We start from the raw sequence: 26309 nt of genomic DNA on the forward strand, positions 1-26309 counted from the left end.
ACGTTTGCCCGATCCCGCTGAAGTATGCCAGGTTAGGCAGGGCTAACCTAATTTAGGCTTACCTTACTTCGGGGAAAGGGATCTGATGAGACCGTTGCGCGTGCTGGTCGGCGCTGTCCTGCTGGCGGCACTGGCCGCCTGCGGCTCGGCGGAGGGCGCAGGCGCCGGATCGGCGCGGGACGCCTCGAAGAGCGCGGCGCCGTTCAGGACCGTGCGGCACGCGATGGGCGAGACGGTCATCCCCTCGCGGCCGAAGCGGGTGGTGGCGCTCGACCAGAGCTTCGTGGACGCGGTGCTGACGCTGGAGACGCCGGTCGTCGGCTACACCACGTACCGGTCGATCGAGACGAAGCTGCCCGGCTACCTCGGCCCGGTCGTCGAGCGGTACGGCCAGGAGGCCACGTCGGTCGGCACTCTGGAGCAGCCCAGCCTTGAGAAGATCATGGCGCTCAAGCCCGACCTGATCGTCTCGGCCAAGGTCCGGCACGAGGCCCTGTACGACCGCCTGTCCAAGATCGCTCCCACCGTGTTCAGCGAGACCACCGGGGCCATCTGGAAGGACAACCTCCGGCTCATGGGCCAGGCGCTGGGCAAGGAGGACCTCGCCGAGGCGCGGATCAAGGCGTACGAGGAGCGCGCCGCCGCCATCGGGCGGGAGATCAAGGAGAAGGAGGGCGAGCTGCCCACCATCTCGATCGTGCGCTTCGCCGGCGAGCCGACCACCCGCCTGTACGTCGAGAACTCCTACTCCGGCGTGGTGCTGAAGGACGTCGGCTTCCCGCGCCCCGAGGGCCAGCCCACCGCGCAGGACGCGATCGCGGTGAACGTGAGCCAGGAGCGCATCGCCGACCTGGACGCCGACCACATCTTCGTCGCCACCTATCCGGACCCGGCCTCCGACGGGCCGAAGCAGAAGTTCGTCGGCAACCCGCTGTGGGCCAAGCTCAAGGGGAAGAAGCACGAGGTCAGCGACCTGACGTGGATGACCGCGGTGGGCATCCAGGGGGCGCACGCGATGCTGGACGACGTGGCCGAGATCTTCGGCGTCGATCCGGCCAAGACGTCCTAGCCGCCGCTGACGAACCGGCCGCCGCCCTCATCGAGAAGGCCCGGCCGGTTCCGAGTGCCCTAGCTGTTCATGAACCTGCGCAGCTCCTCCAGGTGCGGCTCGATGTCGAGGCCGTTGGCCGCCAGCCACGCGGGGTTGCCGTACGTCCCCCTGTACCGGTCGCCGCTGTCGCAGATCAGCGTCACGATGCTGCCCCGCTCCCCGGCCGCGCGCATCTCCTCGATGAGCTGCACGCACGCCGCCATGTTGGTGCCGGTGGAGCCGCCGACGTCGAGCCCGGTCACCTCGCGGGTCCAGTGCATGGCGGCGATCGAGCGGGCGTCCGGCACGGCGATCATGCGGTCGATGACCGAGGGCAGGAACGAGGGCTCGACGCGCGGACGTCCGATGCCCTCGATGCGGGAGCCGGGGGCGGTGACCGTGAGGTCGCCGTCCACCCAGCTCGGATAGAAGGCCGAGCCCTCGGGGTCGACGACGGCGAGGCGGGTGTCGTGGCGGCGGTAGCGGATGTAGCGGCCGATGGTCGACGATGTGCCGCCGGTGCCCGCGCCTACCACGATCCAGGCGGGCTCGGGGTAGGGCTCCATGGACATCTGTGAATAGATCGATTCAGCGATGTTGTTGTTGCCGCGCCAGTCGGTGGCCCGCTCGGCGTAAGTGAACTGATCCATGAAGTGGCCGCCGGTCTCCGCGGCCAGACGGTGAGATTCGTCATAGATCGCACGCGGGTCGTCAACCAAATGACATTTTCCGCCGTAGAACTCTATGAGATGACACTTCTCCGGCGACGTGGAGGCGGGCATGACCGCGATGAAGGGAAGACCGAGCAACCGGGCGAAGTACGCCTCGCTGACGGCGGTGGATCCGCTCGACGCCTCCACGATCGTGGTGGTGGGGCCGATCCAGCCGTTGGCCAGGCCGTACAGGAATAGGGAGCGGGCCAGCCGGTGTTTCAAAGATCCGGTTGGATGCACCGATTCGTCTTTCAGATAAAGGTTTACGCCCCAGTGCGGGGGCAGCGGAAAGACGTGCAGGTGTGTGTCGCAACTACGGTTGGCGTCGGCCTCGACCTTGCGTATGGCCTCCGCCACCCAGCGGCGTGTCCCCGAGTCATGCCGGTCCACGAATCTCATGGCCATACGCTATCCCATGTGACTCTCGCCACTATTCCTATGATTTTGGGTGGGTAGTGTTATGATAATGAGACTTGTCCCGCCGTGGACGTGACGCACGCCGCGAGCAGATGGACGATGACCCCCCTTCTGATCGAAGCGGAACCTCTCTAACGCCCCCCTTACCAAGGGCTTGCGAGGATGGAACCGCCGTCAGGCGGCTTGTGCCGAAACGGGGGATAGCGCAAGGGGGAATGAATTGATCACCATGACCGATGAGCAGCGCCAGGACTGGTTCGAGCGGGACGTCGTGCCCGTGACGTCGCAGCTGTTCGCCTCCGCCATGCGCCTGACCCGTAACACCGCTGACGCGGAGGATCTGGTGCAGGAGACGGTGGCGAAGGCGTACACGTCGTACCACCAGTTCCGCGAGGGCACCAACCTCAAGGCGTGGCTGCACCGGATCCTCACCAACAACTTCATCAACGACTACCGCAAGAAGCAGCGTTCGCCCAAGCTGTCCGCCGCCGAGGACATCGAGGACTGGCAGCTGCACGCCGCCGAGTCGCACAGCTCCACCGGCCTGCGCTCGGCCGAGACCGAGGCGCTCGACCGCCTGCCGGACAACGTCGTCATGAACGCACTGCGCTCCCTTCCCGAGGACTTCCGCGTGGCCGTCTACCTCGCCGACGTCGAGGGCTTCGCGTACAAGGAGATCGCCGAGCGCATGGGCACGCCTATCGGCACCGTCATGTCGCGGCTGCACCGCGGCCGCCGCCAGCTCCGGGCCATGCTGGAGGAGTACGCCCGCGAGGAGGGCGCCGTGCGCCTGCCCGCGCAGCGGGCCGCCTGACTACCGCTCCACCCTCAGGTGGAGGCGGACCCGTAACACACCGTCCTCCGCGCGCAGGTCCACCAGATCGCACAGTTGTCTGCTGATCCAGAGCCCGTATCCCCGTGGGGATTCGGGCTCTGGTGGTATGTAGCCGGGTAACGGGTCGTCGAGCGCGCCTCCCGGGTCGGAGATCTCGCAGATCAGCTCGCCGTCCCTGATCCACATCGCGACCGTGCCGTGGCCCGCGCCGTGCTCGACGCTGTTGGCGGCGATCTCCGAGACGCTGATCACCAGCGACGTGACGAGGTCGTGGTCCATGCCCGCCGCCCTGGCGTAGTCGCCGACGGTCCGGCGCAGCCGCTTCAGCTCGCGGCCGGTGAAGCCGAACCTCTCGGCGTCGGGCGCGGGCGGGGGCAGGGGTGCGTGGTCGCCGTCGAGCACCAGGTCGTGCGGGGGACGAAGCGGGTGCTCGTCACCTCGCCGTCGGCCCCGAGCAGGGCCGGGTGGATGACCGGCCCGTACGCCACTACGGGCTCGGGGGCCCGGCGCACGTCGTACGGGCACATCACGATCGCGGCGGCGCGGTGCAGCGCCGCGTTGATCACCGAGTCGCAGCGGATCAGCTCCCTGATGTCGCGCTCGCTCATGCCCGTCCAGGACGGCTCGGCGATCACCAGCGTGCTGCGGCCGCGGGTGTAGTCGTGGCAGGCGGCGAGCATCCGGTACGGATGCGCGTACCAGGCGGCGGGCGAGCGGCTGTCGATGCGGGCGGCGTCGGGCCCGAGCGCCGCGGCCAGCAGGCCGAGCTTGGCCGCGCCGGTGACGACCAGCACCTGCCTGCCTTCGTCCAGCGCGGAACGCACGCGCGGCACGGTGAGGGTCACGAAGGACTCCTCGGAGTCGTACGGCACCGCGACGTGCCTCAACGATCCGTCAACGGAACGTGCCCGGGCAGGGCGCACAGGCGGAACGTAGCAAGGCTAGGAGTGCTGTGCAACGGCTATGAGCGCCACCGCGGCCAGCGCGCACACCACGCCGGCGATCTGGACGGCCCGCAGACGCTCGCCGAGCACCCGGTTGGCGAGCACCAGCGTGCTGGCGGGATAGAGCGAGACGAGCACGGCGACCAGGCTGAGCAGGCCGTCACGCTGGGCGAGCAGGTAGAGCACGTTGGCCGTCATGTCGAGCACGCCCGCCGCCACGATGACGGGCAGCGACCCCGCGCCCGGCCGCAGACCGCGCCCGGTCAGCAGGGCCAGCAGGGCGACGACGGACACCGACGACAGCCGGGCGCCGACCAGCGGCCACAGCCCGGAGTCGTCGGGCGCCATGGACAGCAGGATGAAGAACCCGCCGAACCCGGCCCCCGCCGCCAGCGAGACCAGCACCGAGCGCGGCGTGACCTGCCCGCCGCCCTTGCCCTCCTGGCTGACCAGCAGCACCGCGCCGAGCGCCAGCGCCACGCCCACCAGCGCCTGCACGCCGGGACGGTCGCCGGTGGCCAGGCCGAACACCACCGGCAGCGCGGCCGAGGTGACCGCCGTGGTGGGGGCCACCACCGACATCACGCCCGTGGCCAGCGCCCGGTAGAACAGCACCAGCCCGGCCGCGCCCGCGAGCCCGGCGGCCAGGCCCCAGGAGAGCGCGAGGGTGCCGTACGCGCCGGGCAGCAGCGGCAGCAGCACGAGGATCAGCGCCAGGCCCGCCGTCTGCGAGAGCACGACGACGGAGAGCACCCGCGAGCGCCGGGTGGCCAGGCCGCCGAAGAAGTCGGCGGTGCCGTAAACGATGGCGCAGGCGGTCGCCAGGATGACCGTCACCAGGGGGAGTCCTTCCTCGGATCAATGTATTGCACTATTAGTGCAATGCACAGAGTACATCCTGCTGCACTACCCATTCACTACACTGCACTGCATGGAGGACCCCGAGCTCATCACCCAGGCCATCGCCAACAACGTGCGCGCCCAGCGCGCGCACCGCGGGCTCACCCTCGACGCGCTGGCCGCCAGGTCGGGCGTGAGCCGGGGCATGCTCGTCCAGGTCGAGCAGGGGCGCACCAACCCCAGCGTGTCCACGCTCACCCGGATCGCCTCCGCGCTCGGCGTCACCGTCGCCCGCCTGGTCGAGGTCGGCGACGTGCCCATGGTGCGGGTCGTGCAAAAGGACGACGTCGTCACCTTCGACCAGGGCGAGGGCCGGGCGCGGCTGCTGGTCGGCGCCGACATGCCGATGATCCTGGAGCTGTGGGACTGGCGGCTGAGCCCCGGGCAGCACCACGACGGCGACGCGCACCCGCCGGGCACCCGCGAGATGCTCACCGTGCTGGAGGGCGAGCTGACGCTGATCGTGGCGGGCAAGAGCCACGTGGTCGGCACCGACGCCGCCGTGCTCTTCACCGCCGACCGGCCGCACCGCTACGCCAACCAGGGCGACGCCGAGCTCAGGTTCATCATGGCCGTGGCCGAGCCGCGCACCGCCGGCGACACCTGAACGAGACGCCTGCGCCGGACGCGTGATCTATAAGCGCGAAACCCCTCCGCGTGACCCGGCGGAGTTTCATGATTACTCCATGGCTTGGACGGCTCATGCCCGTGGCTGGGTACACCCCTGGTGTGCGGCGACCGCGTCCCGCGGCCGGCGCGCTCGACGTCGGCAGGGGGTGACGTGTGAGTGAGGCCCGCGCGGCGACCGAGAAGCTCCAGGCGGAGCTTCACGGTCTGGGCGTCACCAGCGCTTACGAGATAGGCGACGGTGCGACCATCTCGGTGTGGATCGGGCTGGTCGTACGTTATAGAGATGGTTTTTACCGGTGGCAGGAAGGACCGGTGAAACGTCGGCATCTGGGTACGGATCCGCTTGGATGTGCCATGCGCGTGGCGCGCCGCTTCCAGGAATTGCAGGCCGATATCCCACTCTGGTGGGACGACCTGGCCAGGGAACTGCGGGGGGTGCCGGTCCAGGACTATCCATAGGCCCCCGCATGCGGCGTTTCGGGGGAAGCATGCGCGTATGGGCCTTGCCGCTGGCCCTGCTCGCGCTGGCGAGCTGCGTCACTTACTCGGTGGCGCGGCGTCAGCACCAGCACGTGGACGTCACACCCATGAGGCTCGGCGCCTTCGACCCGGTGGCGCTGGCCAAGCGGCTGAGGTCGATGCAGGCGGGCTGGCCGCGCAGCAGGAACTTCGACTGCGCCAAGCTCAAGTGCGTGGCCCTGACCTTCGACGACGGACCGGGCGAGCACACCCCCCGGCTGCTCGACCTGCTGCGCGACCGCGACGTCAGGGCCACGTTCTTCGTCGTCGGGCAGATGGTGGCGGCCGACAAGGGCGGCAGGACCGTCCGCCGCATCGTCGACGAGGGCCACGAGATCGGCAACCACTCCTGGAGCCACCCGCCGCTCACCGCGCTGCCGCTGCACCGGATGAAGCAGGAGCTGCGGCACACTGAGGAGATCGTGCGGCGGCTCACCGGGGTGCGGATGCAGGTGATGCGGCCGCCGTACGGGGCGACCGACGCCAGGGTCGCCGCCGAGACCAGGCGCGAGGGCCTCGCCCAGATCCTGTGGAACCTCGACACCCTCGACTGGCGCGACCGCGTCACCGAGATCGTCGCCAAACGGGCGGGACACGCCAAGCCCGGCTCGATCGTGCTGATGCACGACATCCACCGCACCACCGTGGACGCCGTGCCCAAGGTGCTCGACACCCTCACCAAGCGGGGCTTCACGTTCGTCACGGTCTCGGAGCTGTACGGCAGGGCCCCGTCACCGGGGAAGATGTACACCGAGCGCTGAGCCGCCCCCGGCCCGTGGCAGGCTTGACGTCATGGGTTTCACCGGCTTCCCCGACGAGGCGTTCATCTTCTACGAGGGGCTGGAGGCGGACAACTCCAAGACGTACTTCGCCCGGCACAAAGACCTCTATGAGGAGGCCGTGCGGGCGCCCATGCAGGCGCTGGCCGACGAGCTGGAGCCGGAGTTCGGCGCGGTCCGGCTCTTCCGTCCCTACCGCGACGTGCGCTTCTCCAAGGACAAGTCGCCGTACAAGACGCATCAGGGGGCCTTCGCCGGCCTGATGCCCGGCATCGGCTACTACGTCGAGGTGAGCGCGGACGGGCTCTTCGTCGCGGGCGGCGTCTACAGCAGCGCCTCCGACCAGGTGGCCCGCTACCGCGCGGCGGTGGACGAGGACGTCTCGGGCAAGCCGCTCGCGGCGCTGGCCGAGCGCCTGGAGACCGCCGGTTATGAGCTGATGGGCGACCGGCTGAAGACCCGGCCCAGGGGCTTCGACGACGACCACCCGCGCATCGAGCTGCTGCGCCATCGGTCGCTGTATGCGGGCGTGCGCTGGGAGCCCGAGCCGTGGGTGCACACGTCCGAGGTGCGCGGGCGCGTCGAGCGCGCATGGCGCGCCTTCGGCCCGCTGGTGGAATGGCTGTGCACGCACGTGCGCGGCAGCGAGCTGCCCCGCCGCTGAGCCCGCTCAGCGGGGCGCGGTGACCGTGATCTGGTCGCCCTTCAGGATCCGGTCCACCGTCTGACCCGCGGCCGACGAGGCGGCGGTGGTGCCGGCGGCGAGCACCACGGCCAGCGCAGGGGCGGCCAGGCTGCGCACGCTGCGCAGCGTGCGCACCCGCGCCCACGGCTCGCCTGCCAGGTGCATGATGCGCCACTCCCAGAACAGCCCGAGGCCGACGCAGACCAGCAGCACCTGCCCCACCACGATCGCCACCACCTGCACCTTGTCGAAGGCCCCGATGTCGGGCTCGGCCAGCGTCGACAGGTAGCCGGACAGCTCGGTGAGCAGCGCGGTGGCGGCCAGGTGCAGCGCCTTGGTCATGGGCTGGGTGCCGCGTACGCGCGGGTAGAAGTAGCCGTACAGGAAGCCGAACGCGGGCAGCGTCAGCAGGTAGCGGGCGTCGAAGACGAAGCTGGTCAGGTCCGCGCCCTCCGGCCAGCCGTACACGATGGCGAAGGGCAGGCTGAGCAGCAGGCAGACGGTGAACGCCGGCACCGCGTTCTGCCAGGGCGTGCAGCCCGCCGAGGTGGCGAACGCGGTCTCCGGATGGCTGCCGTGCCGGTTCATCGCCCCTTCGAGCGCGTCGCGCTGCTGCTCGAACTCGGGGATCGACAGCTCGCCCGCGCCGATGCGGTTGCGTCCCGCCCGGTAGAGCTCCTGCTCGGCGACCAGCAGCAGCCGCCGGTGCAGCGCGGCCCTGACGAGCCTGCGGTGCTCGTGCTGGTCGGCGGGTTCGGGCACGGCCAGGCGCGGTCCGTTGAGCAGCCAGCGGGAGGTGCCCCAGGCCACCAGCGAGGTGATCGCCAGCAGCGGCAGCGGGACGTCGATGTCGGCCAGCGAGATGCTGCCTCCCGGCGTGATGTACAGCACCATCAGCACGGCGATCATGGTGGACTCGGCGACCGGGTCGTCCACGGCCGCCGGCCGCCCGCCGAGCCGCCACAGGCGCAGCACCAGCATGACGAAACCGAGCAGCAGCAGGCCGAGCACGCCGCGGACGAGCGGGGTGAGCGTGAGGCTGCCGATGGCGGGCTCCGGCTGCGAGACAGCGAGGCTCCACGACCCGGCGTCCAGCCACTCCGTCGGCCAGCCCTGCACGAGCAGGCCGATCAGCACGGCACCCACGACGACCTGGCGGCTCCACCGCTTGGTCGCCACGGCCATGGCCGCCACCGGGATCATCGCCCAGCCCAGCGCCAGCACCAGCCGGACGCTGTCAGGGGGATACACCCCGTTCAGCAGCGCGCGCAGCCACAGCGCCAGCGCCAGCAGCCCGATCGCGGCCTCGGCCGACAGCACCGCCAGCCGCACGATCACCGGCCGCACCCCGAGGTCCGCGCTGAACGCGACCGCCGCGCCCGCCGCCGCCAGCGCCGCCACCGCACCTCCCGCCAGCAGGTGCTGCCCGGAGAGCTGCCCGTGCAGCCACGACCAGCTCAGCATGCCGAGACCGAGCAGCACGCCCACGCCGGTGACCATGAACAGGTCGCGGGTGGTCCACGGCGGGTTCGCCGGGATCACCCGTCCGGCATGCCGCAGCGCGAGCAGGGGCACGGCGAGGAAGAGGATCACGTACGCGAGCGCCGACCAGTCCTCGTCGAACATCGGGATCAGCAGCGCCGGGGCGGCCACCGCCAGCCCTGCGCCGAGCTCCCTGTTGGGCAGCCGCGACCACCAGCCCTCGCCCAGCGAGCGCAGCAGCACGGCGGTCAGCGCGATCGCGGTCAGCACGCCGAGCGCGGTGGCCCACGAGAAGTCGTCGGCCTCGGCCACGTCGGCGAACCCATGCGACGAGGGCGCCAGCGTCATGCTCACCGGATAGGCCCCGACGGTGAACGCGAGCCGCTCCCGCCGCTCATGCTCAGGCGTGATGCCTTCGAGCCGCAGCACCGCCCATTCGCCGGGCAGCACCGCGATGGAGCGGCCGGTGACGATGAGCGGGACCGCGTTCGGCGCCTCGAAGTGCAGCTTCAGCAGCGCGTCCGTGCGGACTTGGCGCAGCAGGGTGACCGTGAACTCGGCGGTGGTGCGCCCGTCGGCCGTGGTGAGCCTCGGCGCCAGGCGGGTGGTGGGCGCGAGGCCGGCGCTGTCCACCTTGATCGCGCCGAACGCGGCGTCGGTGACCTGCTGCAGCGTGGCGGGGAAGCCGGCGCCCTGGCGCAGCGCCTCGATGAGCGGGTCGTCGCGGACCATCGTGAGCCGGTGCACGACCGAAACCTTGATCTGCCGTTGCCGGGGGTCGATGCGGCCCTCGGGCACCTGCTCCAGGTCGCGCTCCGCCGTCCTGGCGATCGTGACCTCCGTCGCCGCCGTACGAGCCCAGCCCACCTCCGGGTCGGCGCGGGCGGCGGCGGCCACCCACGGGTTGGGCGCCGCGGTGTCCTCGGGCGGCGCGGGTCCCGCTACCGGTCTGGCTGCGACGGTGCACCAAACGATCGCCCCCAACGACACCAGAGCCAGCCCGAACGCGATTGCAGTCCGGAGCTTTCCCACAAAGGGATGATTCTCCGGCAAAGGCGTTTGTTCTATGTCATGGGGTCACGGTGTGATTACAGCTGCTCCCATGACAACGGCACTTGACGGCTTCTCGGGAAAAGCACGACGTCATCACAGGTGGCAAGGGGTATCGCACTGACCGCCGCCACTTACTCGAGAGCCGCACTTTGCCCGCCTAAGTAGGACAAAACGCGGATTTTCGTGAAGGCGCTTCGAGGGCGCTCGGCGCCGGCCTGAGGCGGCTCCGCCAGAAGCGCTCGGCGCGGACCTGAGGCGGCTCCGCCAAAAGCACTCGGGCACGGGTCCGCGCTGCGTCGGGAGGCGCTTGGAGCGGGCCCGCGTGGCTGCTTCGGAGCGCTCGCACGTTGCGCGGGCGTGGGGCCCGCGTGGCGGTGTCGGGAGTGCTCGGCGTGGCCCGCGCTGCGTCAGAAAGACGCGGCGCGGGCTCGCCTGGCCACTGGTTGCGTCAGGAGCGCTTGGCGCGGGCCGCGGCGCGGGCGCGCGTGGCGGCGTCGAGGATGACCTTGCGGATGCGCACGGCCTCGGGCGTGATCTCCACGCACTCGTCCTCGCGGATGAACTCCAGCGCCTGCTCCAGCGACATCACCCGCGGCGGGATCAGCTTCTCCGTCTCCTCGGCAGTGGAGGAGCGCATGTTGGTGAGCTTCTTCTCCTTGGTGATGTTCACGTCCATGTCGTCGGACCGGGAGTTCTCGCCGACGATCATGCCCTCGTAGACCTCGGTGCCGGGCGAGACGAACAGCGTGCCGCGCTCCTGGAGGTTGAGCATGGCGAACGCGGTGACCGGGCCGGACCTGTCGGCCACCAGCGAGCCGTTGTTGCGGGTGCGCAGCTCGCCGAACCACGGCTCGTACGAGTCGAACACGTGGTGCACCAGGCCCGTGCCCCGGGTCTCGGTGAGGAACTCCGTACGGAAGCCGATCAGGCCGCGCGCCGGCACCACGAACTCCATGCGGATCCAGCCGGTGCCGTGGTTGGTCATGTGCTCCATGCGGCCTTTGCGCACGGCCAGGAGCTGGGTGACCGCACCGAGGTACTCCTCGGGGCAGTCGACCGTCAGCCGCTCGACCGGCTCGTGCACCTTGCCGTCGATGACCTTGGTGACCACCTGCGGCTTGCCGACCGTCAGCTCGTAGCCCTCGCGGCGCATCTGCTCGACCAGGATGGCCAGCGCGAGCTCGCCGCGGCCCTGCACCTCCCAGGCGTCGGGCCTGTCGGTGGGCAGCACGCGCAGCGAGACGTTGCCGACCAGCTCCTTGTCAAGGCGGTCTTTCACCATGCGGGCGGTCACCTTCGAGCCCTTGACCTTGCCGACCAGGGGCGAGGTGTTGGTGCCGATGACCATCGAGATGGCGGGCTCATCGACCGTGATCAGCGGCAGCGGGCGCGGGTCGTCGGGGTCGGCCAGCGTCTCGCCGATCATGATCTCGGGGATGCCGGCGATCGCGATGATGTCGCCGGGCCCGGCCTCCTCGGCGGGCTTGCGCTCCAGCGCCTCCGTCATCAGCAGCTCGGTGATCTTCACCTTTTGGATCGAGCCGTCAGTGCGGCACCAGGCCACCTGCTGGCCCTTGCGCATGACGCCCTGGTGGATGCGGCACAGCGCGATACGGCCGAGGTAGGAGGACGCGTCGAGGTTGGTGACGTGAGCCTGCAGCGGCGCGTTGGGGTCGTAGGTGGGCGCCGGGATCGTCGACTTGATGATGTCGAACAGCGGCTCAAGGTCTTCCGAGTCGGGCATGCCGCCGTCGGCGGGACGCTGCAGCGAGGCCCGGCCGGCCTTGGCCGATGCGTAGACGATCGGAAAGTCGATCTGCTCGTCGGTGGCGTCGAGGTCCATGAACAGCTCGTAGACCTCGTCGACGACCTCTTTGATGCGGGCGTCGGGCCGGTCGACCTTGTTGATGCACAGGATGACCGGCATCTTCGCGGCCAGCGCCTTGCGCAGCACGAACCGCGTCTGCGGCAGAGGCCCCTCGGAGGCGTCGACCAGCAGCACCACACCGTCGACCATCGACAGCCCGCGTTCGACCTCGCCGCCGAAGTCGGCGTGGCCGGGGGTGTCGATGATGTTGATGGTCATGCCGCCGTGCTTGACCGCGGTGTTCTTCGCAAGAATGGTGATGCCCTTCTCGCGCTCCAGGTCGTTGGAGTCCATCACGCGGTCGTCGACGTCCTGGTTGGCGCGGAAGGCCCCGGACTGCCAGAGCATTGCGTCGACCAGGGTGGTCTTACCGTGGTCGACGTGCGCGATGATCGCGATGTTCCGCAGGTCGTCGCGGCTGTTCAAAGGCATGATGACGTCTCGCTCTGTGTCGTGGGGGCGGCCGCGCGAAGTCGCGACCTCCTAAGTCTAGTTGATCCCCTCCGCTGACCGGCGCGAGCCGCTGACGGCCTCCGATCCCCGCGACTACATAGCGGCCTGCACATTCCTGCGCATGGCAAGTGCGGCCCGGATCCCTAGATTGGCGGCATGACCTGGACAGAGCTGGTGATGGCGGCGGCACCGATGCAGGGCGATCAGCCGGCGGTGAGCGACGTCAGGACCGGCGAGGTGCTGTCCTACGCGGCCTTCGCCAGGCGGGTCACCAGAGCGGCGGCCGGTCTGCAGGCGCAGGGGCTGCGTTACGGCGAGCGGGTGCTCGTCGACGTCCCGCTCGGCGCGGCGCTGCCGGTGGCGGTGCACGCGGTGGCCTGGGCGGGCGGCGTCGCCGTGCTCGGCGGCCGCGGCGAGTCGCGCATTCTCATCACCTACGACCGCTACGACCCCACCGCGGTCAAGGCCGACCTGGTCTTCTCCTTCCGCCCCGTCGCGGGCGCCCGGCCGTTCGGCGACCTGGTGGGGCCGGCGGCCGTCGAGTTCGGCCCGCTGGCCGGGCCCGCGATCACGCTCGACGGCGTGCGGCTGCTCGACAACGCCGAGCTGGCCACCGACCTGCGCAGGCTCTCCACCCGTCTCGTCGTCGCCAAGGACGACGTGGTGATCAGCGCCGTGAGCGAGCCGTTCCGCGGCCTGCGCACGATCGACCTGGCGATGACGGCGGGGGCCCACGTCGTCGTCGCGCACGAGCCGAGCCTGGTCGGCTGCCGGGTGCTGGCCCAGGAGCGGCGGGCGACCGTGGTCGTGGCGCCGTACGACCTGGCGCGGCGGCTGCTCGGCGACCCCACCCTGCGCGTCGTGGACGAAAGGGCGGTCGTCAGCTCGCTCGGCCTGTAACAACGTGCGAGACTGTGCGAGAGTGTGATCCTTCGGCGACGCAGGGTGAGCACATGCCAGATTCCCCCCGGCACAACCTTCCGGTCGAGCCCAACCGGTTCATCGGCCGCGAACGCGATCTCGACGATCTGCGCGACCTGATCGGCGAGACCCGCGTGGTGACGCTGTGCGGGGTGGGCGGCATCGGCAAGACCCGGCTGGCCCTGCGGGTGGCGGCCGGGCTGGTGCCGTCGTTCCCCGGGGGCGTGTGGCTGGTCGAGCTGGCCAGGATCGGCCGCCCCGAGCTGGTCGACCACGAGATCGCCCAGGTGCTCGGCGTCAGCGAGGAGCCCGGCACCCCGCTGCTCGACACCGTCACGGCCCGGCTGCGCGGCCAGCGCTGCCTGCTGCTGCTCGACAACTGCGAGCACCTCATCGACAGGTCGGCCCACGTGGTGTCGGCGCTGGTGTCGGCATGCCCGTCGCTGCGCGTGCTCGCCACCAGCAGAGAGCCGCTGCGCATCGCCGGCGAGCTGGTCTGGCGGGTGCCGCCGCTCGACCTGCCCGACGACGCGTCCGCCGACGCCGAGTCCGTGCGGCTCTTCCTCGACCGCGCTGCCGCCGTCGGCACGAGGCTGGGCCCGGAGAGCCTGCCCGACGTGGTGCGCCTGTGCCGGGCGCTCGACGGGCTGCCGCTGGCGCTTGAGCTGGCCGCCGCGCGTACGAGCCTGCTCAGCCCCGGCCGCATCGCCGGGCGGCTCGACGACCGCTTCCTGCTGCTGACCACCGGCGGGCGCACGGCCCCCGCGCGGCAGCGCACGCTGCTCGCCGCCGTCGAGTGGAGCTACGACCTGCTCTCGCCCGGCGAGCAGGTGCTGCTGCGCCGGCTGTCGGTGTTCGCCGGCGACTTCGACCTCGAGCTCGCCGAACGGGTGTGCGCCGCCCCGCCCATCGCGGCGGGCGAGATCCTCGACCTGCTGGGCGGCCTGGTGGACAAGTCGCTGGTGCTCTGCGACGAGACGCGCGCCCGCTACTGGCTGCTGGAGACCATCAAGCGGTACGCGCTCGAACGCCTCGACCGGGCGGGCGAGCGTGGCGCGCTGCGCGAGCGGCACCTACGCGTGCTCTGCGACCTGCTCGGACACCACTTCGCGGTGGAGTTGACGGCGCCAAGAGAGCCGTGGGAGCGGCGGCTGGCGGCGGCGCGGGCGAGCCGTCGCCTGATGGACGACCAGCGCGCGGCGCTCGACTGGGCGGCCGAGTCCGGCAACGTCGCACTCGGGCTGCGGCTCTGCCGCACCAGCACCGGTCTGCTGCCGCTGGGCGGCAACGTCACGGAGATCGTCGGCTGGGTGGAGCGGCTGCTCGCGCTGGACACCGGCGACGTGCCGGCCGAGGAGATCGCACACTCCCTGGCGTACCTCGCGTACGGGCTGGAGGCGCGCGACGAGCTGAGCCGGTCGCTGGAGCTGGCCCGCCGCAGCCTGGCGGGCCTCGCGCCGGACGAGGTGTTCCCGCGCTGCGTCATGCACAGCCTCATCGTCGTCGTGCTGCTGCGCATGGGCCGGGCCGATGAGGCGCTGCACCACGCCGAGGAGGGCCTCGCGCTGGCCACCGCGTCCGGCGACACCTGGAACCAGGCGGCGGGCCTGGCCGGGCTGTCGGCGGTGGCGCTGACCAGGGGGCGGCTGCGCGAGGCGCAGCGGCTCGGCGAGGAGGCGCTGGCGCGGGCGCGTGAGCACGGCCACCGCTGGATCATGGCGAGGACCGCCGTGCAGCTCGGCTGCGTGGCCGAGGCCAGGGGCGATCTGGTGACCGCCAAGGAACAGTACGAGCAGGCCGTGCCCTGGCTGCGCGAGCTGGGCGGCGACCTCGAGCTGGCGCGCTGCCTGGCCAGGATCGGCCGGGTGGCGGCGCTGCTGCACGAGTTCGGCGTGGCCCGCGAGCGGCTGGCCGCCAGCCTCGACCTGAGCCGGGCCACGGGGCAGCGCCAGGGCGTGGCGCGCTGCCTGGTGGGGCTGTCGGTGCTGGCCGAGTGCGAGGGCGACATCGAAGGCGCGGTGCTCGCGGCAGCGGCGGCGGCGGCGCTGCGCGAGGCGATCGGCCAGCACTTCGCCACGCTCAGGATCGAAGAGCTGCTGGGCCGGGCCAGGACGAAGCTGGGCGAGGGCCGCACGGCCGCGTTGTGGTCGCGCGGCAGGACGATGAGCCCCGACGACGCGGCCCGCCACGTGCTCGACGGCGAACGGCCCGCGCCGCGCGCCCCGGCGGCGGCCGAGCCGGTCAGGCGCTCGCTGCTGACCGCACGCGAGCTAGAGATCGCCGGCCTGCTCACCCGCGGGCTGTCCAACCGGGCCATCGCCGAAGAGCTGGTCATCAGCCCGGCGACGGTGGCCCGCCACATCGCCAACATCATGGAGAAGCTGGGCTATACCTCGCGTGCGCAGATCGCGGTGTGGGCGGCCGAGCAGCCCCGGTCCGTCACGTAAGGGTGCCCGGTGGGCGAGCGCGCGCATCTGCATAGAGATCTGCATATTCCGCCCCATGTGTGCACAGGTCGCCCTCCTTACGGTGTTCCCCATGGATGAGCGCATCGTGATGGTGGACTCGGGCACCGGCCTGAAGCTCACCGAGGAGCAGCTGGACGAGCGGTCCGCGGTCGCGGCCATCCACTTGCGGCACGCGGGGGTGCGGCCGGGCGACACCGTGCTCATCTGCCTGCCCGTCGGGCCCGATCTGCTGGTGGCGACCGACGCGGTGATCGCCGCGGGCGGCGTCGTGTGGCCGCTGCCCGCCCATCTCGACGCGCCCGTGCTGCGCGACCGCATCCAGGAGAGCGGCGCCCGGGTGATGATCTCCAACGTGCGCGAGGCGCTGGACGCGGCCGAGGAGTCGCGGGTGCGGATCGTGCTCAGCATGGCCGACCTGAGCGGCGAGCCCGCCGCGCCCCGGCGCCCCTGAGCGGCGACCGCACCGCACCCCGGCACCCCTGAGCGGTGCCCCCAGTCGAGCCCCGGCGTCTCTGGGCGGTGCCCCGGCGCCCCCTGAGCGGCACGCGGCGGCAGGTGTGGGCGAGGACCCTGGGGGCGGCGACCTTAAGCTCGTGAGCATGCCGTTCGCGCCCAACTTCCCCGTCATGCTCAGAACCGAGGACGGCGTCCGCATCGACGCCGCGCACACCCCGCCCACCGGCCAGGGCGCGAGCACCGACGTGGGGATCGTCGTGGCGCACGGCTTCACCGGCTCGTGGCGGGAGCGCAGTGCGCGCCGCATCGTCCACGTGCTCAGCCGGTACGGCGGCGTGATGGCGTTCGACTTCCGCGGCCACGGACGCTCGGGCGGCGAGACCACGGTCGGCGACCTGGAGATCCTCGACGTGGAGGCCGCGGTCAGGCACGCCCGCGTGATCGGCTACCGGCGGATCGGCGTGGTGGGCTTCTCCATGGGCGCGGCGGTGGTCGTGCGCCATGCGGGGCTGCGCGGCGGCGTGGACGCGGTGGTGGCGGTGAGCGGCCCGGCCCGCTGGTACTACCGGGGCACCCGGCCGATGCGGCAGGTGCACTGGGCGATCGAGCGGCCGTTCGGCCGGTTGGCGGCGCGGGTGGCCAAGCGCACCAGGATCGCGCGCGGGCAGTGGGACCCGATCCCGATGCCGCCGCACGAGGCCGCCGGGCTCATCTCGCCGGCGCCGCTGCTGATCGTGCACGGCGACGCCGACGCGTTCTTCCCGCTGGAGCACGCCGAGCAGCTCTACGCGGGCGCCAAGGAGCCGAAGGAGCTGTGGGTGGAGCCCGGTTACGGGCACGCGGAGTCCGCGGCGACCCCCGAACTCATCCGCCGCATCGGCAAATGGCTGACAACCCGCCTTTCGGAGTAATACCCGTCATCCTGCGGCGTACGGATGGAAACCACCGGGAGAAAGTCTCCGAGGCAGCAAAGCGTCGTAGCGCCTGTCGTGGGACATACTGCTGTGGTCAGTCCGTAGCGGCCGCGTCACGCGCTGTCTCGCGCCGCCTGGACCTAGCGTCGCGGGGGCGCGCTAGGTCCGTACGGGCTGGAGGGAAGGGGGCCTTCGAGGGGGGTCTCGTGCAGGGAGGCCCCCTTCCGCTCGCCGGCTCAGCCGAGGCGGGCGATGGTCTTGTACTCCAGGTAGCCGCTCAGCCCTTCGGGGCCCAGCTCGCGGCCGATGCCGCTGGCCTTATAGCCGCCGAACGGGGCGTTGGGCTCCAGCATGAAGCAGTTCACCCCGTACGTCCCGGTGCGCACCTGGCGGGCGACCTCCATGCCGTGCTCGGGGTCGGCCGTCCAGACGGTGCCGGCCAGGCCGTACTCGCTGTCGTTGGCGATGCGTACGGCGTCGGCCTCGTCCTCGTACGGGATGACGGCGAGCACCGGCCCGAAGATCTCCTCCCTGGCGATGCGCATGTCGTTGGAGACGCCCGCGAAGACGGTGGGGGAGACGTACCAGCCCTTGTCGCGCGGCCGGTCCAGGCCGCCGACGACGACCTTGGCGCCCTCCTCCATGCCGATCCTGATGTAGCCCTCGACGCGTTCCTGCTGCCGCTTGGCGACGAGCGGGCCGATGCCGGTGGCGGGGTCGGCGGGGTCGCCGACGACCTGGGAGGAGACCATGCCGGCGACGGCGTCCACGACCTCGTCGTAGCGCCGCCGGGAGGCGAGGATGCGGGTCTGGGCCACGCACGCCTGCCCGTTGTTCATCAGCGAGGCCATCTGCAGGAAGCCCATGCCGGCCTGCAGGTCGGCGTCGTCGAGGATGATCGCGGCGGACTTGCCGCCGAGCTCCAGGCTGACCCGCTTGAGCTGCTCGCCGCAGATGGCGGCGATGCGCCGCCCGGCGGCGGTGGAGCCGGTGAAGGCGACCTTGTCCACGCCGGGGTGCGAGACCAGGTGCTCGCCGACTTCGCGGCCGGCCGCGACGACGTTGAGCACGCCGGCCGGTACGCCCGCCTCGGCCGCCCACTCGGCCAGCAGGTACGCGTCCAGCGGCGTCTCCGGCGCGGGCTTGAGCACGATCGTGCACCCGGCGAGCAGCGCGGGCGCGACCTTGGTCATGGTGACGAACTGCGGCACGTTCCACGGCACCACGGCCGCCACGACGCCGACGGGTTCCCTGCGCACGGTGAGCGGGCCGAACAGGCCGGGCCGCTGCTCCTCCTGCTCGAACGTCCTGCCCAGCTCGGCGTAGAAGCGCAGCATGGACAGCGGCTGCGGGGCCTGCGCCAGGTTGGAGAAGGTGATCGGCGAGCCCATCTCCTCGGTGATGAGCCGCGCCATCTCGCTCTGCCGCGCGTCGTAGATGTCGGCGAGCCTGCCGATCACCTCGGCCCGCTCGGCGAACGTCATGCGAGGCCAGGGCCCGTGGTCGAACGCCTCACGGGCGGCGGCGACGGCGCGGTCCATGTCCTGGGCGGTGCCGTCGGGCACGCGGCCGACGACCTCCTCGGTGTGGGGGGAGATGACGTCTATCGTCCCGGTGCCCGCCGGGGCCACCCATTCGCCCCCGATGAACAGCCTGTCGTGCTGGCGCATGACGTGGACCTCCTGCTTGACCGGATGCTTGCTTGCTGGGGGAGTGCCTCAAGGCGACCGAACCATGTTCTGTCCATGCGTGCAAGAGGCGCATCGCACCTCCTGCGGGCGCGGCGCGCGGGCCGGCGGATGTCGCTCCCCGGCACGTCGAGCGCCATTTCGCGGTGGCGGATTCGGCCGCCGTCTCGGGCTGCCGGCGGTCCCTGAAAGCGCTCGAATTTTTATGTCGCGCTTATGTCGGTCAAAAGCCCGAGAACCCCATCAAAGGTGCAGCAGTTACGTCGTTCGGATGACAGGAATCAAGATCATCTTCTATAGTTTCGGTCCGTCTACGAGGGGAGGGGACGGGTGTGAGAATCTGGCGGCTCGCCGTTCTCCTCACCGTGCTCGCCGGGCTGCTCGCACTCCCCGCCCCCACCCCGGCCGCAGCCGCTCCCTCCCCTGCTGAGCTGCGGAAACTCACCAAGCAGGCGGCCCAGCTCGAAAAGGACTACCGCGGCCAGATCCAGAGCCTGGAGGACATCAAGCTCCAGGTGAAGCGGGCGAACGCCACATCCGGTGCGCTGCAGGCCCAGCTCAAGGCCGCTCAGGAGGAGGTCAGGCGCATCGCGCAGACCTCCTACATGGTCGGGCCGCTCGAAGGCGTCCACCTCCTCACGCCCTCCGGCGACCCGTACCAGGTGCTCGGGCAGGCCGCGAACCTCGCGTACATGGCCAACGAGCGCGCCCAGCGCGTCGCGAGCATCAAAAGGCTCATCGCGAAATCGAACCAGGCCAAGATCAACGCGAATAAGAAGGTCGAGAACCTCCGCAAGGAGATCAAGCGGCTCCAGTCGCGGCGTTCCGAGGTTCAGAAACTGCTCGCCAAATACGGCTTCCAGCAGCCCGGCTCCTCCAGCGGCCTGACCCCGCGCATGGTCGCGGTCCGCGCCGAGATCATGGCGAACTTCCCCATGAAGTACGGCGTCGGCTGCCTGCGCCCCGGCGACCCCGGCGAGCACGGCAAGGGCCGTGCCTGCGACTTCATGATGTCCAGGGGCGGCACCATGGCCACCGGCGCCGACGAGGCGATCGGCGACGCGCTCGCCAACTGGCTGATCAAGAACGGCGCCCGCATCGGCGTCATGTACATCATCTGGAAACAGCGCTACTACGACATACGCTCAGGCGGCGGCTGGGATCCGATGTCCGACCGCGGCGGCGTGACGGCCAACCACTACGACCACGTCCACGTCTCGGTGTTCTGAGCGCTCTGGGCTCTCAGGAAGTCGCGGAACCAGTGGTAGGAGCGCTTCGGCGTGCGCCGCTGGGTGGCGAAGTCCACGTGGACGAGGCCGAAGCGCTGGTGGTAGCCCTCGGCCCACTCGAAGTTGTCCAGCAGCGACCAGACGAAGTAGCCCCGCACGTCCACGCCGTCGTCCATGGCGCGGCGCAGCGCCGCGATGTGCTCCTTGAGGAAGGCCACGCGGTCGGCGTCGTCGATCGTGCCGTCATCGCCGGGGACATCGGGCTGCGAGCAGCCGTTCTCGGTGATGAGGATCGGCGGGAGCGCGGCGCCGTAGCGCGAGCGCAGGCCGGTGAGCAGCTCGTGCAGGCCCTCGGGCACCACCGGCCAGCCGAAGGCCGTCGTGGGGTGGCCGGTGATGCCGGCGTCGGTGAACGGCAGGGCGTCGTCCGTCGGCGCGGCGATGCGGGTGGGGTTGTAGTAGTTGACGCCCAGGGCGTCGATGGGGGCCGAGATGGCCTCCAGGTCGCCGTCCCTGACGAAGCCGAGATCGGTGGTGTAGGCCGACAAGTCGGGGTACGCGCCCATCAGCACGGGATCGGTGAACAGGCGGTTGTGCAGGATGTCGTACGCCTCGGCGGCCCGCACGTCGGCCTCGTCGCCGGAGGCGGGCCGGACCGGGGTGTGGTTGTTGGTGAGCGCCACCTGGCGCGCCCCGGCCGCCCGCAGCGCCGCCACCGCGCGGCCGTGGGCCAGGAGCTGGTGGTGCGCGGCGGGCAGCGCGCCGGTCAGCAGCGCGTGGCCGGGGGCGTGCAGGCCCATCGCGTAGCCGTAGGCCATGTGCACGAACGGCTCGTTGAGCGTGATCCACAGCGGCACCCGGTCGGCCAGACGGCCCGCGACCACGGCGGCGTAGTCGGCGAACAGCTCGGCGGTGTCGCGGTTCAGCCAGCCGCCCCTGTCCTCCAGCGCCTGCGGCAGGTCCCAGTGGAAGAGCGTCGGCACCGGCCGTACGCCCGCCGCGAGCAGCCCGTCCACCAGCCGGTCGTAGAAGCCGAGGCCGCGCTCGTTCACCCGGCCCGCACCCTGCGGCAGCACGCGCGGCCAGGCGATGGAGAAGCGGTAGGCGTTGACGCCGAGATCCGCCATGAGCGCGACGTCCTCGCGCCAGCGGTGGTAGTGGTCGCAGGCCACGTCGCCGGTGTGGCCGTCGCGGGTGCGGCCGGGCTCGTGGGAGAAGACGTCCCAGATGGAGGTGCCCCTGCCGTCCTCGCCGGTCGCGCCTTCGATCTGGTAGGCCGCCGTGGCCGTACCCCACAAGAACATGCCCGGCCCTCCAATGCTCCGCGAGTCCGGCTCATGTTAGCTGAGGGCGTGACTGGGCCTCACGGACATGCGTCAGGATGGGGACATGACCAGTACCTTGCGCCGCCGCCCCGCCCAGCGCCGGAGCGTCGAGCGGGTGGAGCGCATGCTCGACGAGTGTGCGCTGCTGCTCGACGAGGTCGGTTACGACGCGCTGACGACGAAGGAGGTCGCCCGCCGGGCCGAGGTGCCGATCGGCACCTTCTATCAGTTCTTCCACGACAAGCAGGGCCTGGTGCGTGCGCTGGCGCGGCGCAACCTGGAGGCGTTCCTGCAGCGCGTCGTCCAGCGCATCCAGCAGGCCCGCCCGGCTCACTGGGGCGAGCTGGTCGATGCGACCATCGACGAGTTCGTGGAGATGAAGCGCACCACGCCCGGCTTCGGGGTGGTCGACTTCGGCGAGGTGCTCGCCACCCCCGGCGGGCCCGCCGTCGGGGGCAGCAAGCGGGCGCTCGACGAGACCCAGGAGAACGGCGTCGTGGTGGCCGAGCGCATGCGCGCGCTGACGCTCCACCTCGTCGATGCCCCCGCGAGCCCCGAGCTCGACCGCGCCCTGCTCGTCGCCGTCGAGGCCGGCGACTCGGTGCTCAAGCTGGCCTTCAGAGCCGACCCGGCCGGCGATCCCGGCCTGATCGCCGAGTGCAAGAAACTCGTCCGCCGCTACCTCGCCGACCACCTCCCGCCGCTGCCCGAGCAGGGCTAGCAGGCCGCGTCGAGCCGGGCACGCCGGCCCGCGTCCAGCGTGAGCCGCGCCCCGCCGATGGCCTCATCGAGCTGCTCCATCGTGGAGACCCCGACGATGGGCACCACGCCGCCGCCGATCAGCCAGGCCAGCACCACCTGGTTGGGGGTGGCGCCCAGCTCGCCGGCCACCTCTCGCAGCGCCGCCAGCCGCCGCTCCGTGCCCGGGTGGTCGTAGATCTCCGGGATCTTCCGGTCCTGCCGCGTGTACGCACCGAACATCAGCGTGTTGTACGCCCACAGCGTGATCTCGGGCTCGGCGGCCAGGTAGTCGAAGGTGTCGTCGGTGGCCAGCGTGTGCCCGGTCTCGGCCGGCCTGGTGCCCGGTCGCGGCCGCAGGTAGGTGTGGCGGAGCTGGAGATGGGTGTAGCGGGCCCAGCCGTGCGCGGCCGAGACGTTCCGCGCCCGCTCCAGCCGCCATGCGGCCATGTTGCTCGCCCCGATCGAGCGGACCTTGCCGGCGCGTACCAGCTCGTCGAACGCCCCCAGCGTCTCCTCAAGAGGCGTGGAGCGGTCGTCGATGTGCGCCCAGTAGACGTCGATCCTGTCGGTGCCCAGCCGCTGCAGGCTGCCCTCCACGGCCTTGGCGATGACGCCCGCCGACAGGCCCTCGGCCGAGTCGAGCGTCCGGTCGCCGGGGACGGTCGGCCGCGCGCCCACCTTCGTGCTGATCACCATCTCGTCGCGGACGCCGCGCGCGGCCAGCCACGCGCCGATGGTCAGCTCGCTCTCGTCGCCCGTACGGCCCTCTACCCAGAACGGGTAGTTGTTGGCCGTGTCGAGCCTGGTGCCGCCGGCCTCGCGGAACCGGTCGAGGATGGCGAAGGTGTCCTCCTTGCTCACGGACGTACCGAAGTGGATCGTGCCCAATGCGATGTCGATGGCGTTCATGGCGACGACTGTGCAGGCTGGAGTGCACTCCACGTCAACAGCGTTCATTTCGGGTTGACCTGGAGTGCACTCCAGGTGCGATGCTGGGGCCCGTGAGCGTGTACACACCCGCGGAGGTCTCCGAGGAGACCGGTTTCAGCATCGACACCCTCCGTTACTACGAGAAGATCGGCCTGCTGGAGCGCGTCAACCGGAACGCGGCGGGCCAGCGCAGGTTCACGGAGCAGGACGTCGGCTGGCTCGGCATGCTGCGCTGCCTGCGCGACACCGGCATGCCCATCGCCACCATGCTGCGCTTCGCCGAGCTCGTACGCGCCGGCGACCACACCATCCCCGACCGCATCGAGCTGCTGGAAGAGCACGACCGCCAGGTGCAGGCCCAGATCGACAACCTCATCGAGCGGCAGCGCTACATCCACAACAAGATCTCCTACTACCGCAGCGTCCTCTAGCTCCCGCTTTGCGGCGCGGTTGGTACACCTCGAACCATGGCCGGTTCGAGGGCGAGGTGGATCAACGTACCCCTGGCCCGCGTGGCCAGACTGTGCTCGGCGCTGCTGTTCGTGCTGCTCGCGCACATCACACTGATCCAGGCGTTCGGCGCGGGCGCGCTGAACGCCGACCTCAGGAACGAGCGCACGCTCATCGACCGGTACGCCCGCCCGCGCGGCGACATCCGCACCTACGACGGCACCGTCATCGCCACCAGCCGCCCCGCCGAGGGCCGCTACCGCTACCAGCGCGTCTATCCGCAGGGCGCCAGGTACGCGGCCGTCACCGGCCACGTGTCGCTGCGCCGGGCCACCGGCATCGAGCAGGCGCAGGAGCCCCTGCTGACCGGCGACGACCCCAAGGTCAAGGTGCGCTCGCTGGTCAGCGGCGGCAGCGGCGCGGGCGCGCAGGTACGGCTGACCATCAGAGACCGCGTGCAGCTCGCCGCCTACGACGGGCTCGCCGCCACCGGCCTGGCGGGCGCGGCGGTCGCCATCGACCCGGCGACCGGGGCGGTGCTGGCGCTGGTCACCGCCCCGACGTACGACCCCAACACGCTGGCCACGTTCGACCGGTTCAAGCTGGCCGCGACATCCAAGCGGCTGCGCGGGTCGCCCGACCGGCCGCTGCTCAACCGGGCGCTCAACCGGCTCTATCCGCCCGGGGCCACGTTCAAGCTGGTCACCGCGGCGGCGGCGCTTGCCTCGGGCGAGTACACGCCGACGGTCCTGCTGGACGCGCCCGCCCGGCTGCGGCTGCCCGGTTCGCCCGTGTACGTGCGCGACACCGGCTGCGGCGCCGAGCACCCCACGCTCCTGTACGCCTTCCAGGCCCCCTGCGACACGGCATTCGCCGGCATCGGGCTGCAGCTCGGGCAGGACCTGCTCAGGGACCAGGCGGAGGCGTTCGGGTTCAACGCCGGCGAACTGCGCATCCCGCTGGCCGCCAGCGGCAGCCGCTACCCGGTGTCCACCGACCGCTCGCAGACCGCGCTCGCGGCCATCGGGCAGCACGACAACCGGGCCACGCCGCTCATGGTGGCCATGCTGTCGGCGGCGGTGGCCAACGACGGGGTGCTGATGCGGCCGTACCTGGTGGAGGACGTCCGGCTCGCGGACGGGGCGGTGATCAGCAGGGCGGCGCCCGTGGCGTACCGGACGGTGATGCCGCCGATGCTGGCGCGGTACCTGGCGGCCATGATGGCGACCGCTCCGGGCGCCGGTGGTACCAGCAGGTCGATCGCGGGGGTGCGGGTGGCGATGAAGGCGGCCACCTCGCCGCCCGGCGTGCCGGGGGCGCAGGACGTCGCACTGGTCACGGCGTTCGCTCCGGCCGAGGCGCCGGAGGTGGCGGTGGGCGTGGTCCTCGAACGGCCGGGCGTGCGGGGCCGGGCGGTGACCGCGATCGCCCGCGCCATGATCCGGGCGGCGCTCAGCTAGCTCTCATCCGCCTGCTTCACCGCTGGATCGCTCGGGGGCGCGAAACGTGATCCGCTCGGATTCTCCACGCGTACACAGATCGCCGCATGGGTGATCGGCGGCAAGTGACGTCTCTACACATCCCGGCGGGTCCCCGCTTACATCGTCGAATGGCCATGTCAGCGCATGTGCGGCGGCATGTGCACGCCTACCGTTCTTCGTGTGATCGGCCACGCCGCCCGGCACTTGCGCCAGGCGAGCGCAGGCGCCGCGGCCGGTCGGTCGGAGACGTCACGCGTCCGTACGGAGGCCGGCCTTCTCGGAGGGGTGGGGGCCGGGTTCCCGGGGCTCGTGACAGCGGGCCCGAGTCGCGCAGGGCTCGGGCCCGCACACCCGGCCGAATGCACAACCGCCTACATAGATCGGTGGATGCCGGGCCGCCCTGCCGGCCGTACGTTGGCGGGCATGAGATCCACCGCCCCGGCCCCTGATCCGGCCACCGGCACCGTGATCCACGAAGTCTTCCACCGGGCCTACGAGCGCGGCGACCGTCCCGCCCTCGTCGATCTGCGCGGCGGCCACGTCTACGGCTACCGCCGCCTGGTGACCGAGGTGACCAGGGCGGCATCCGGCCTCGTCCGCAGAGGCGCAAGGCGCGACCAGGTGGTGGGCGTGCACGTATCGACGGCGGGGGCGCAGACGCTCGCGGTGCACACGGTGATGGCGGCGGGCGGGGTGGCGGCGCCGGTCGCGGCGGGGATGGGGGCATACGAGCTGGGTGCGTGGCTGCGCGAGTGCGACGCCCGCGCCCTGATCACCACGCCCGACCTGGCCGAGCCGGCGATCGCGGCGGCCGAGCAGTCGCGGGTGCGGCAGGTCTACTCGCTGGGCCGCGCGCTCGGCACGATCGACTTCCGCTGCCTGCTCTCGCTGGAGCCGGCCGCGCTGCCCGCGCTCGACGCGGCCCGCCAGCCCGCGCTGCTGCTGCCCGGCGGCCGCCGGCTGTCCCACGCCGAGCTGCTGGCCGAAATGGCGGAGCTCGACCTGCGGATCCGCCTGACCGAGTCCGACGTCGTGCTGACCACGTGGCCGCCCGACTGCGGCTGCGACCTGCTCGTCCTGGTGGCGCTCGGGGTGTCGAAGGGGGCGCTGGTCATCGCGGCGGGCGGCGGCGATCTCGCGGGCACCCGCCACGACTTCGGCGTGACCGTCGTGGCGGGCCCCGACGGCAAGCTGGAACGTCTCGCCTGACAAGCGCAGTCAACATGCCGAGGCGCGCCGGTCGGCGCGGGGCACCGGCGTGCGTGCGGCGTCTCGGCTGGTGGCGAGCCCGGCGCGGTGGGGCGTATCGCTTCACAGCTCGAGTATGCGGAGCTGTTAC

Annotated in this window: 24 protein-coding genes; 15 read left to right on the forward strand and 9 right to left on the reverse strand. The window is 71.2% G+C overall.

The genetic code is table 11. From position 1 onward, the window contains the following. Window positions 1-85 precede the first annotated feature (85 nt). Entirely contained in the window at window positions 86-1069 is a 984-nt protein-coding gene (locus WBK31_RS01270; RefSeq protein ID WP_364058845.1) for an iron-siderophore ABC transporter substrate-binding protein, read from the forward strand. Between the two features lie 59 nt (window positions 1070-1128). Here the strand turns inward: WBK31_RS01270 and WBK31_RS01275 are convergent, their stop codons facing one another. Continuing rightward, window positions 1129-2202 (reverse strand): PLP-dependent cysteine synthase family protein, encoded by a 1074-nt coding sequence (locus WBK31_RS01275; protein WP_364058842.1) that lies wholly within the window; start codon window positions 2200-2202, stop codon window positions 1129-1131. Window positions 2203-2449: 247 nt separating this feature from the next. Here WBK31_RS01275 and WBK31_RS01280 point away from each other — a divergent pair, with 247 nt between their 5' ends. Further along, window positions 2450-3034 carry a sigma-70 family RNA polymerase sigma factor gene (locus tag WBK31_RS01280; protein ID WP_364058839.1) on the forward strand — a complete coding sequence of 195 codons (585 nt, stop codon included), beginning with the start codon at window positions 2450-2452 and terminating at the stop codon, window positions 3032-3034. Here WBK31_RS01280 and WBK31_RS01285 read toward each other — a convergent pair whose 3' ends face one another. The 3 genes from WBK31_RS01285 to WBK31_RS01295 are packed head-to-tail and all read right to left on the reverse strand — an operon-like array spanning window position 3035 to window position 4836. Further along, entirely contained in the window at window positions 3035-3457 is a 423-nt protein-coding gene (locus tag WBK31_RS01285; protein ID WP_406674199.1) for an ATP-binding protein, read from the reverse strand. Next, complete coding sequence (locus WBK31_RS01290; RefSeq protein WP_406674200.1) at window positions 3379-3942, reverse strand: MEDS domain-containing protein; 564 nt, start codon at window positions 3940-3942, stop codon at window positions 3379-3381. The genes WBK31_RS01285 and WBK31_RS01290 overlap by 79 nt, the downstream gene beginning before the upstream one ends. Window positions 3943-3996: 54 nt before the next feature. Further along, the gene (locus tag WBK31_RS01295; protein ID WP_364058833.1) at window positions 3997-4836 is read right to left on the reverse strand and encodes a DMT family transporter; all 840 of its coding nucleotides are present in this window, start codon (window positions 4834-4836) and stop codon (window positions 3997-3999) included. Between the two features lie 94 nt (window positions 4837-4930). Here WBK31_RS01295 and WBK31_RS01300 point away from each other — a divergent pair, with 94 nt between their 5' ends. The 4 genes from WBK31_RS01300 (at window position 4931) to WBK31_RS01315 (ending at window position 7491) form a co-directional block, all read left to right on the forward strand. Next, window positions 4931-5506, forward strand: coding sequence for an XRE family transcriptional regulator (locus WBK31_RS01300; RefSeq protein WP_364058830.1), 576 nt, complete (start codon window positions 4931-4933; stop codon window positions 5504-5506). Window positions 5507-5682: 176 nt separating this feature from the next. Further along, a complete protein-coding gene (locus WBK31_RS01305) occupies window positions 5683-5988 on the forward strand; it encodes a hypothetical protein (RefSeq protein WP_364058827.1) in 306 nt (101 codons plus the stop codon). A 29-nt stretch (window positions 5989-6017) separates the two neighbouring features. After that, complete coding sequence (locus WBK31_RS01310) at window positions 6018-6809, forward strand: polysaccharide deacetylase family protein (RefSeq protein ID WP_364058824.1); 792 nt, start codon at window positions 6018-6020, stop codon at window positions 6807-6809. A 31-nt stretch (window positions 6810-6840) separates the two neighbouring features. After that, window positions 6841-7491 (forward strand): DUF2461 domain-containing protein, encoded by a 651-nt coding sequence (locus tag WBK31_RS01315; RefSeq protein WP_406674201.1) that lies wholly within the window; start codon window positions 6841-6843, stop codon window positions 7489-7491. A 6-nt stretch (window positions 7492-7497) separates the two neighbouring features. On the opposite strand, the gene WBK31_RS01320 is transcribed toward WBK31_RS01315, so the two are convergent. Then, window positions 7498-9978 carry a hypothetical protein gene (locus WBK31_RS01320; protein WP_406674202.1) on the reverse strand — a complete coding sequence of 827 codons (2481 nt, stop codon included), beginning with the start codon at window positions 9976-9978 and terminating at the stop codon, window positions 7498-7500. A gap of 517 nt (window positions 9979-10495) precedes the next feature. Beyond that, window positions 10496-12346 (reverse strand): translational GTPase TypA, encoded by a 1851-nt coding sequence (gene typA, locus WBK31_RS01325; RefSeq protein WP_364058815.1) that lies wholly within the window; start codon window positions 12344-12346, stop codon window positions 10496-10498. 177 nt (window positions 12347-12523) lie between these two features. Here typA and WBK31_RS01330 point away from each other — a divergent pair, with 177 nt between their 5' ends. The 4 genes from WBK31_RS01330 (at window position 12524) to WBK31_RS01345 (ending at window position 17123) form a co-directional block, all read left to right on the forward strand. Then, the gene (locus WBK31_RS01330) at window positions 12524-13267 is read left to right on the forward strand and encodes an AMP-binding protein (protein ID WP_364058812.1); all 744 of its coding nucleotides are present in this window, start codon (window positions 12524-12526) and stop codon (window positions 13265-13267) included. Between the two features lie 53 nt (window positions 13268-13320). Continuing rightward, a complete protein-coding gene (locus WBK31_RS01335; RefSeq protein WP_364058809.1) occupies window positions 13321-15735 on the forward strand; it encodes a LuxR C-terminal-related transcriptional regulator in 2415 nt (804 codons plus the stop codon). Window positions 15736-15826: 91 nt separating this feature from the next. Next, the gene (locus WBK31_RS01340) at window positions 15827-16207 is read left to right on the forward strand and encodes an AMP-binding protein (protein WP_364058806.1); all 381 of its coding nucleotides are present in this window, start codon (window positions 15827-15829) and stop codon (window positions 16205-16207) included. Window positions 16208-16355: 148 nt separating this feature from the next. After that, entirely contained in the window at window positions 16356-17123 is a 768-nt protein-coding gene (locus WBK31_RS01345; RefSeq protein ID WP_364058803.1) for an alpha/beta fold hydrolase, read from the forward strand. A gap of 239 nt (window positions 17124-17362) precedes the next feature. Here WBK31_RS01345 and WBK31_RS01350 read toward each other — a convergent pair whose 3' ends face one another. Beyond that, window positions 17363-18796 (reverse strand): aldehyde dehydrogenase, encoded by a 1434-nt coding sequence (locus tag WBK31_RS01350; protein ID WP_378784981.1) that lies wholly within the window; start codon window positions 18794-18796, stop codon window positions 17363-17365. 350 nt (window positions 18797-19146) lie between these two features. Here WBK31_RS01350 and WBK31_RS01355 point away from each other — a divergent pair, with 350 nt between their 5' ends. Next, complete coding sequence (locus tag WBK31_RS01355) at window positions 19147-20043, forward strand: hypothetical protein (protein WP_364058797.1); 897 nt, start codon at window positions 19147-19149, stop codon at window positions 20041-20043. Here WBK31_RS01355 and WBK31_RS01360 read toward each other — a convergent pair. Beyond that, window positions 20013-21347 carry a GH1 family beta-glucosidase gene (locus tag WBK31_RS01360; protein WP_406674203.1) on the reverse strand — a complete coding sequence of 445 codons (1335 nt, stop codon included), beginning with the start codon at window positions 21345-21347 and terminating at the stop codon, window positions 20013-20015. The genes WBK31_RS01355 and WBK31_RS01360 overlap by 31 nt on opposite strands. Before the next feature lie 85 nt (window positions 21348-21432). On the opposite strand from WBK31_RS01360, the gene WBK31_RS01365 reads away from it, so the two are divergent. Continuing rightward, the gene (locus WBK31_RS01365; protein WP_406674204.1) at window positions 21433-22089 is read left to right on the forward strand and encodes a TetR family transcriptional regulator; all 657 of its coding nucleotides are present in this window, start codon (window positions 21433-21435) and stop codon (window positions 22087-22089) included. On the opposite strand, the gene WBK31_RS01370 is transcribed toward WBK31_RS01365, so the two are convergent. Next, window positions 22086-23018, reverse strand: coding sequence for an aldo/keto reductase (locus WBK31_RS01370; protein WP_364058788.1), 933 nt, complete (start codon window positions 23016-23018; stop codon window positions 22086-22088). The two genes, WBK31_RS01365 and WBK31_RS01370, sit on opposite strands and share 4 nt — an antisense overlap. A 92-nt stretch (window positions 23019-23110) precedes the next feature. On the opposite strand from WBK31_RS01370, the gene WBK31_RS01375 reads away from it, so the two are divergent. The 3 genes from WBK31_RS01375 to WBK31_RS01385 all read left to right on the forward strand — a co-directional run bounded on the left by WBK31_RS01375 (window position 23111) and on the right by WBK31_RS01385 (window position 26179). Beyond that, window positions 23111-23470: a MerR family transcriptional regulator gene (locus WBK31_RS01375; RefSeq protein WP_364058785.1), complete on the forward strand. Its 360-nt coding sequence runs from the start codon at window positions 23111-23113 to the stop codon at window positions 23468-23470. Between the two features lie 36 nt (window positions 23471-23506). Continuing rightward, complete coding sequence (locus WBK31_RS01380) at window positions 23507-24949, forward strand: penicillin-binding transpeptidase domain-containing protein (RefSeq protein WP_364058782.1); 1443 nt, start codon at window positions 23507-23509, stop codon at window positions 24947-24949. Between the two features lie 444 nt (window positions 24950-25393). Continuing rightward, complete coding sequence (locus WBK31_RS01385; RefSeq protein WP_378784979.1) at window positions 25394-26179, forward strand: AMP-binding protein; 786 nt, start codon at window positions 25394-25396, stop codon at window positions 26177-26179. Window positions 26180-26309 lie beyond the last annotated feature (130 nt).

Origin of the sequence: Nonomuraea sp. N2-4H (assembly GCF_045291505.1) — a bacterium.
GTDB classification, from domain to species: domain Bacteria; phylum Actinomycetota; class Actinomycetes; order Streptosporangiales; family Streptosporangiaceae; genus Nonomuraea; species Nonomuraea fastidiosa.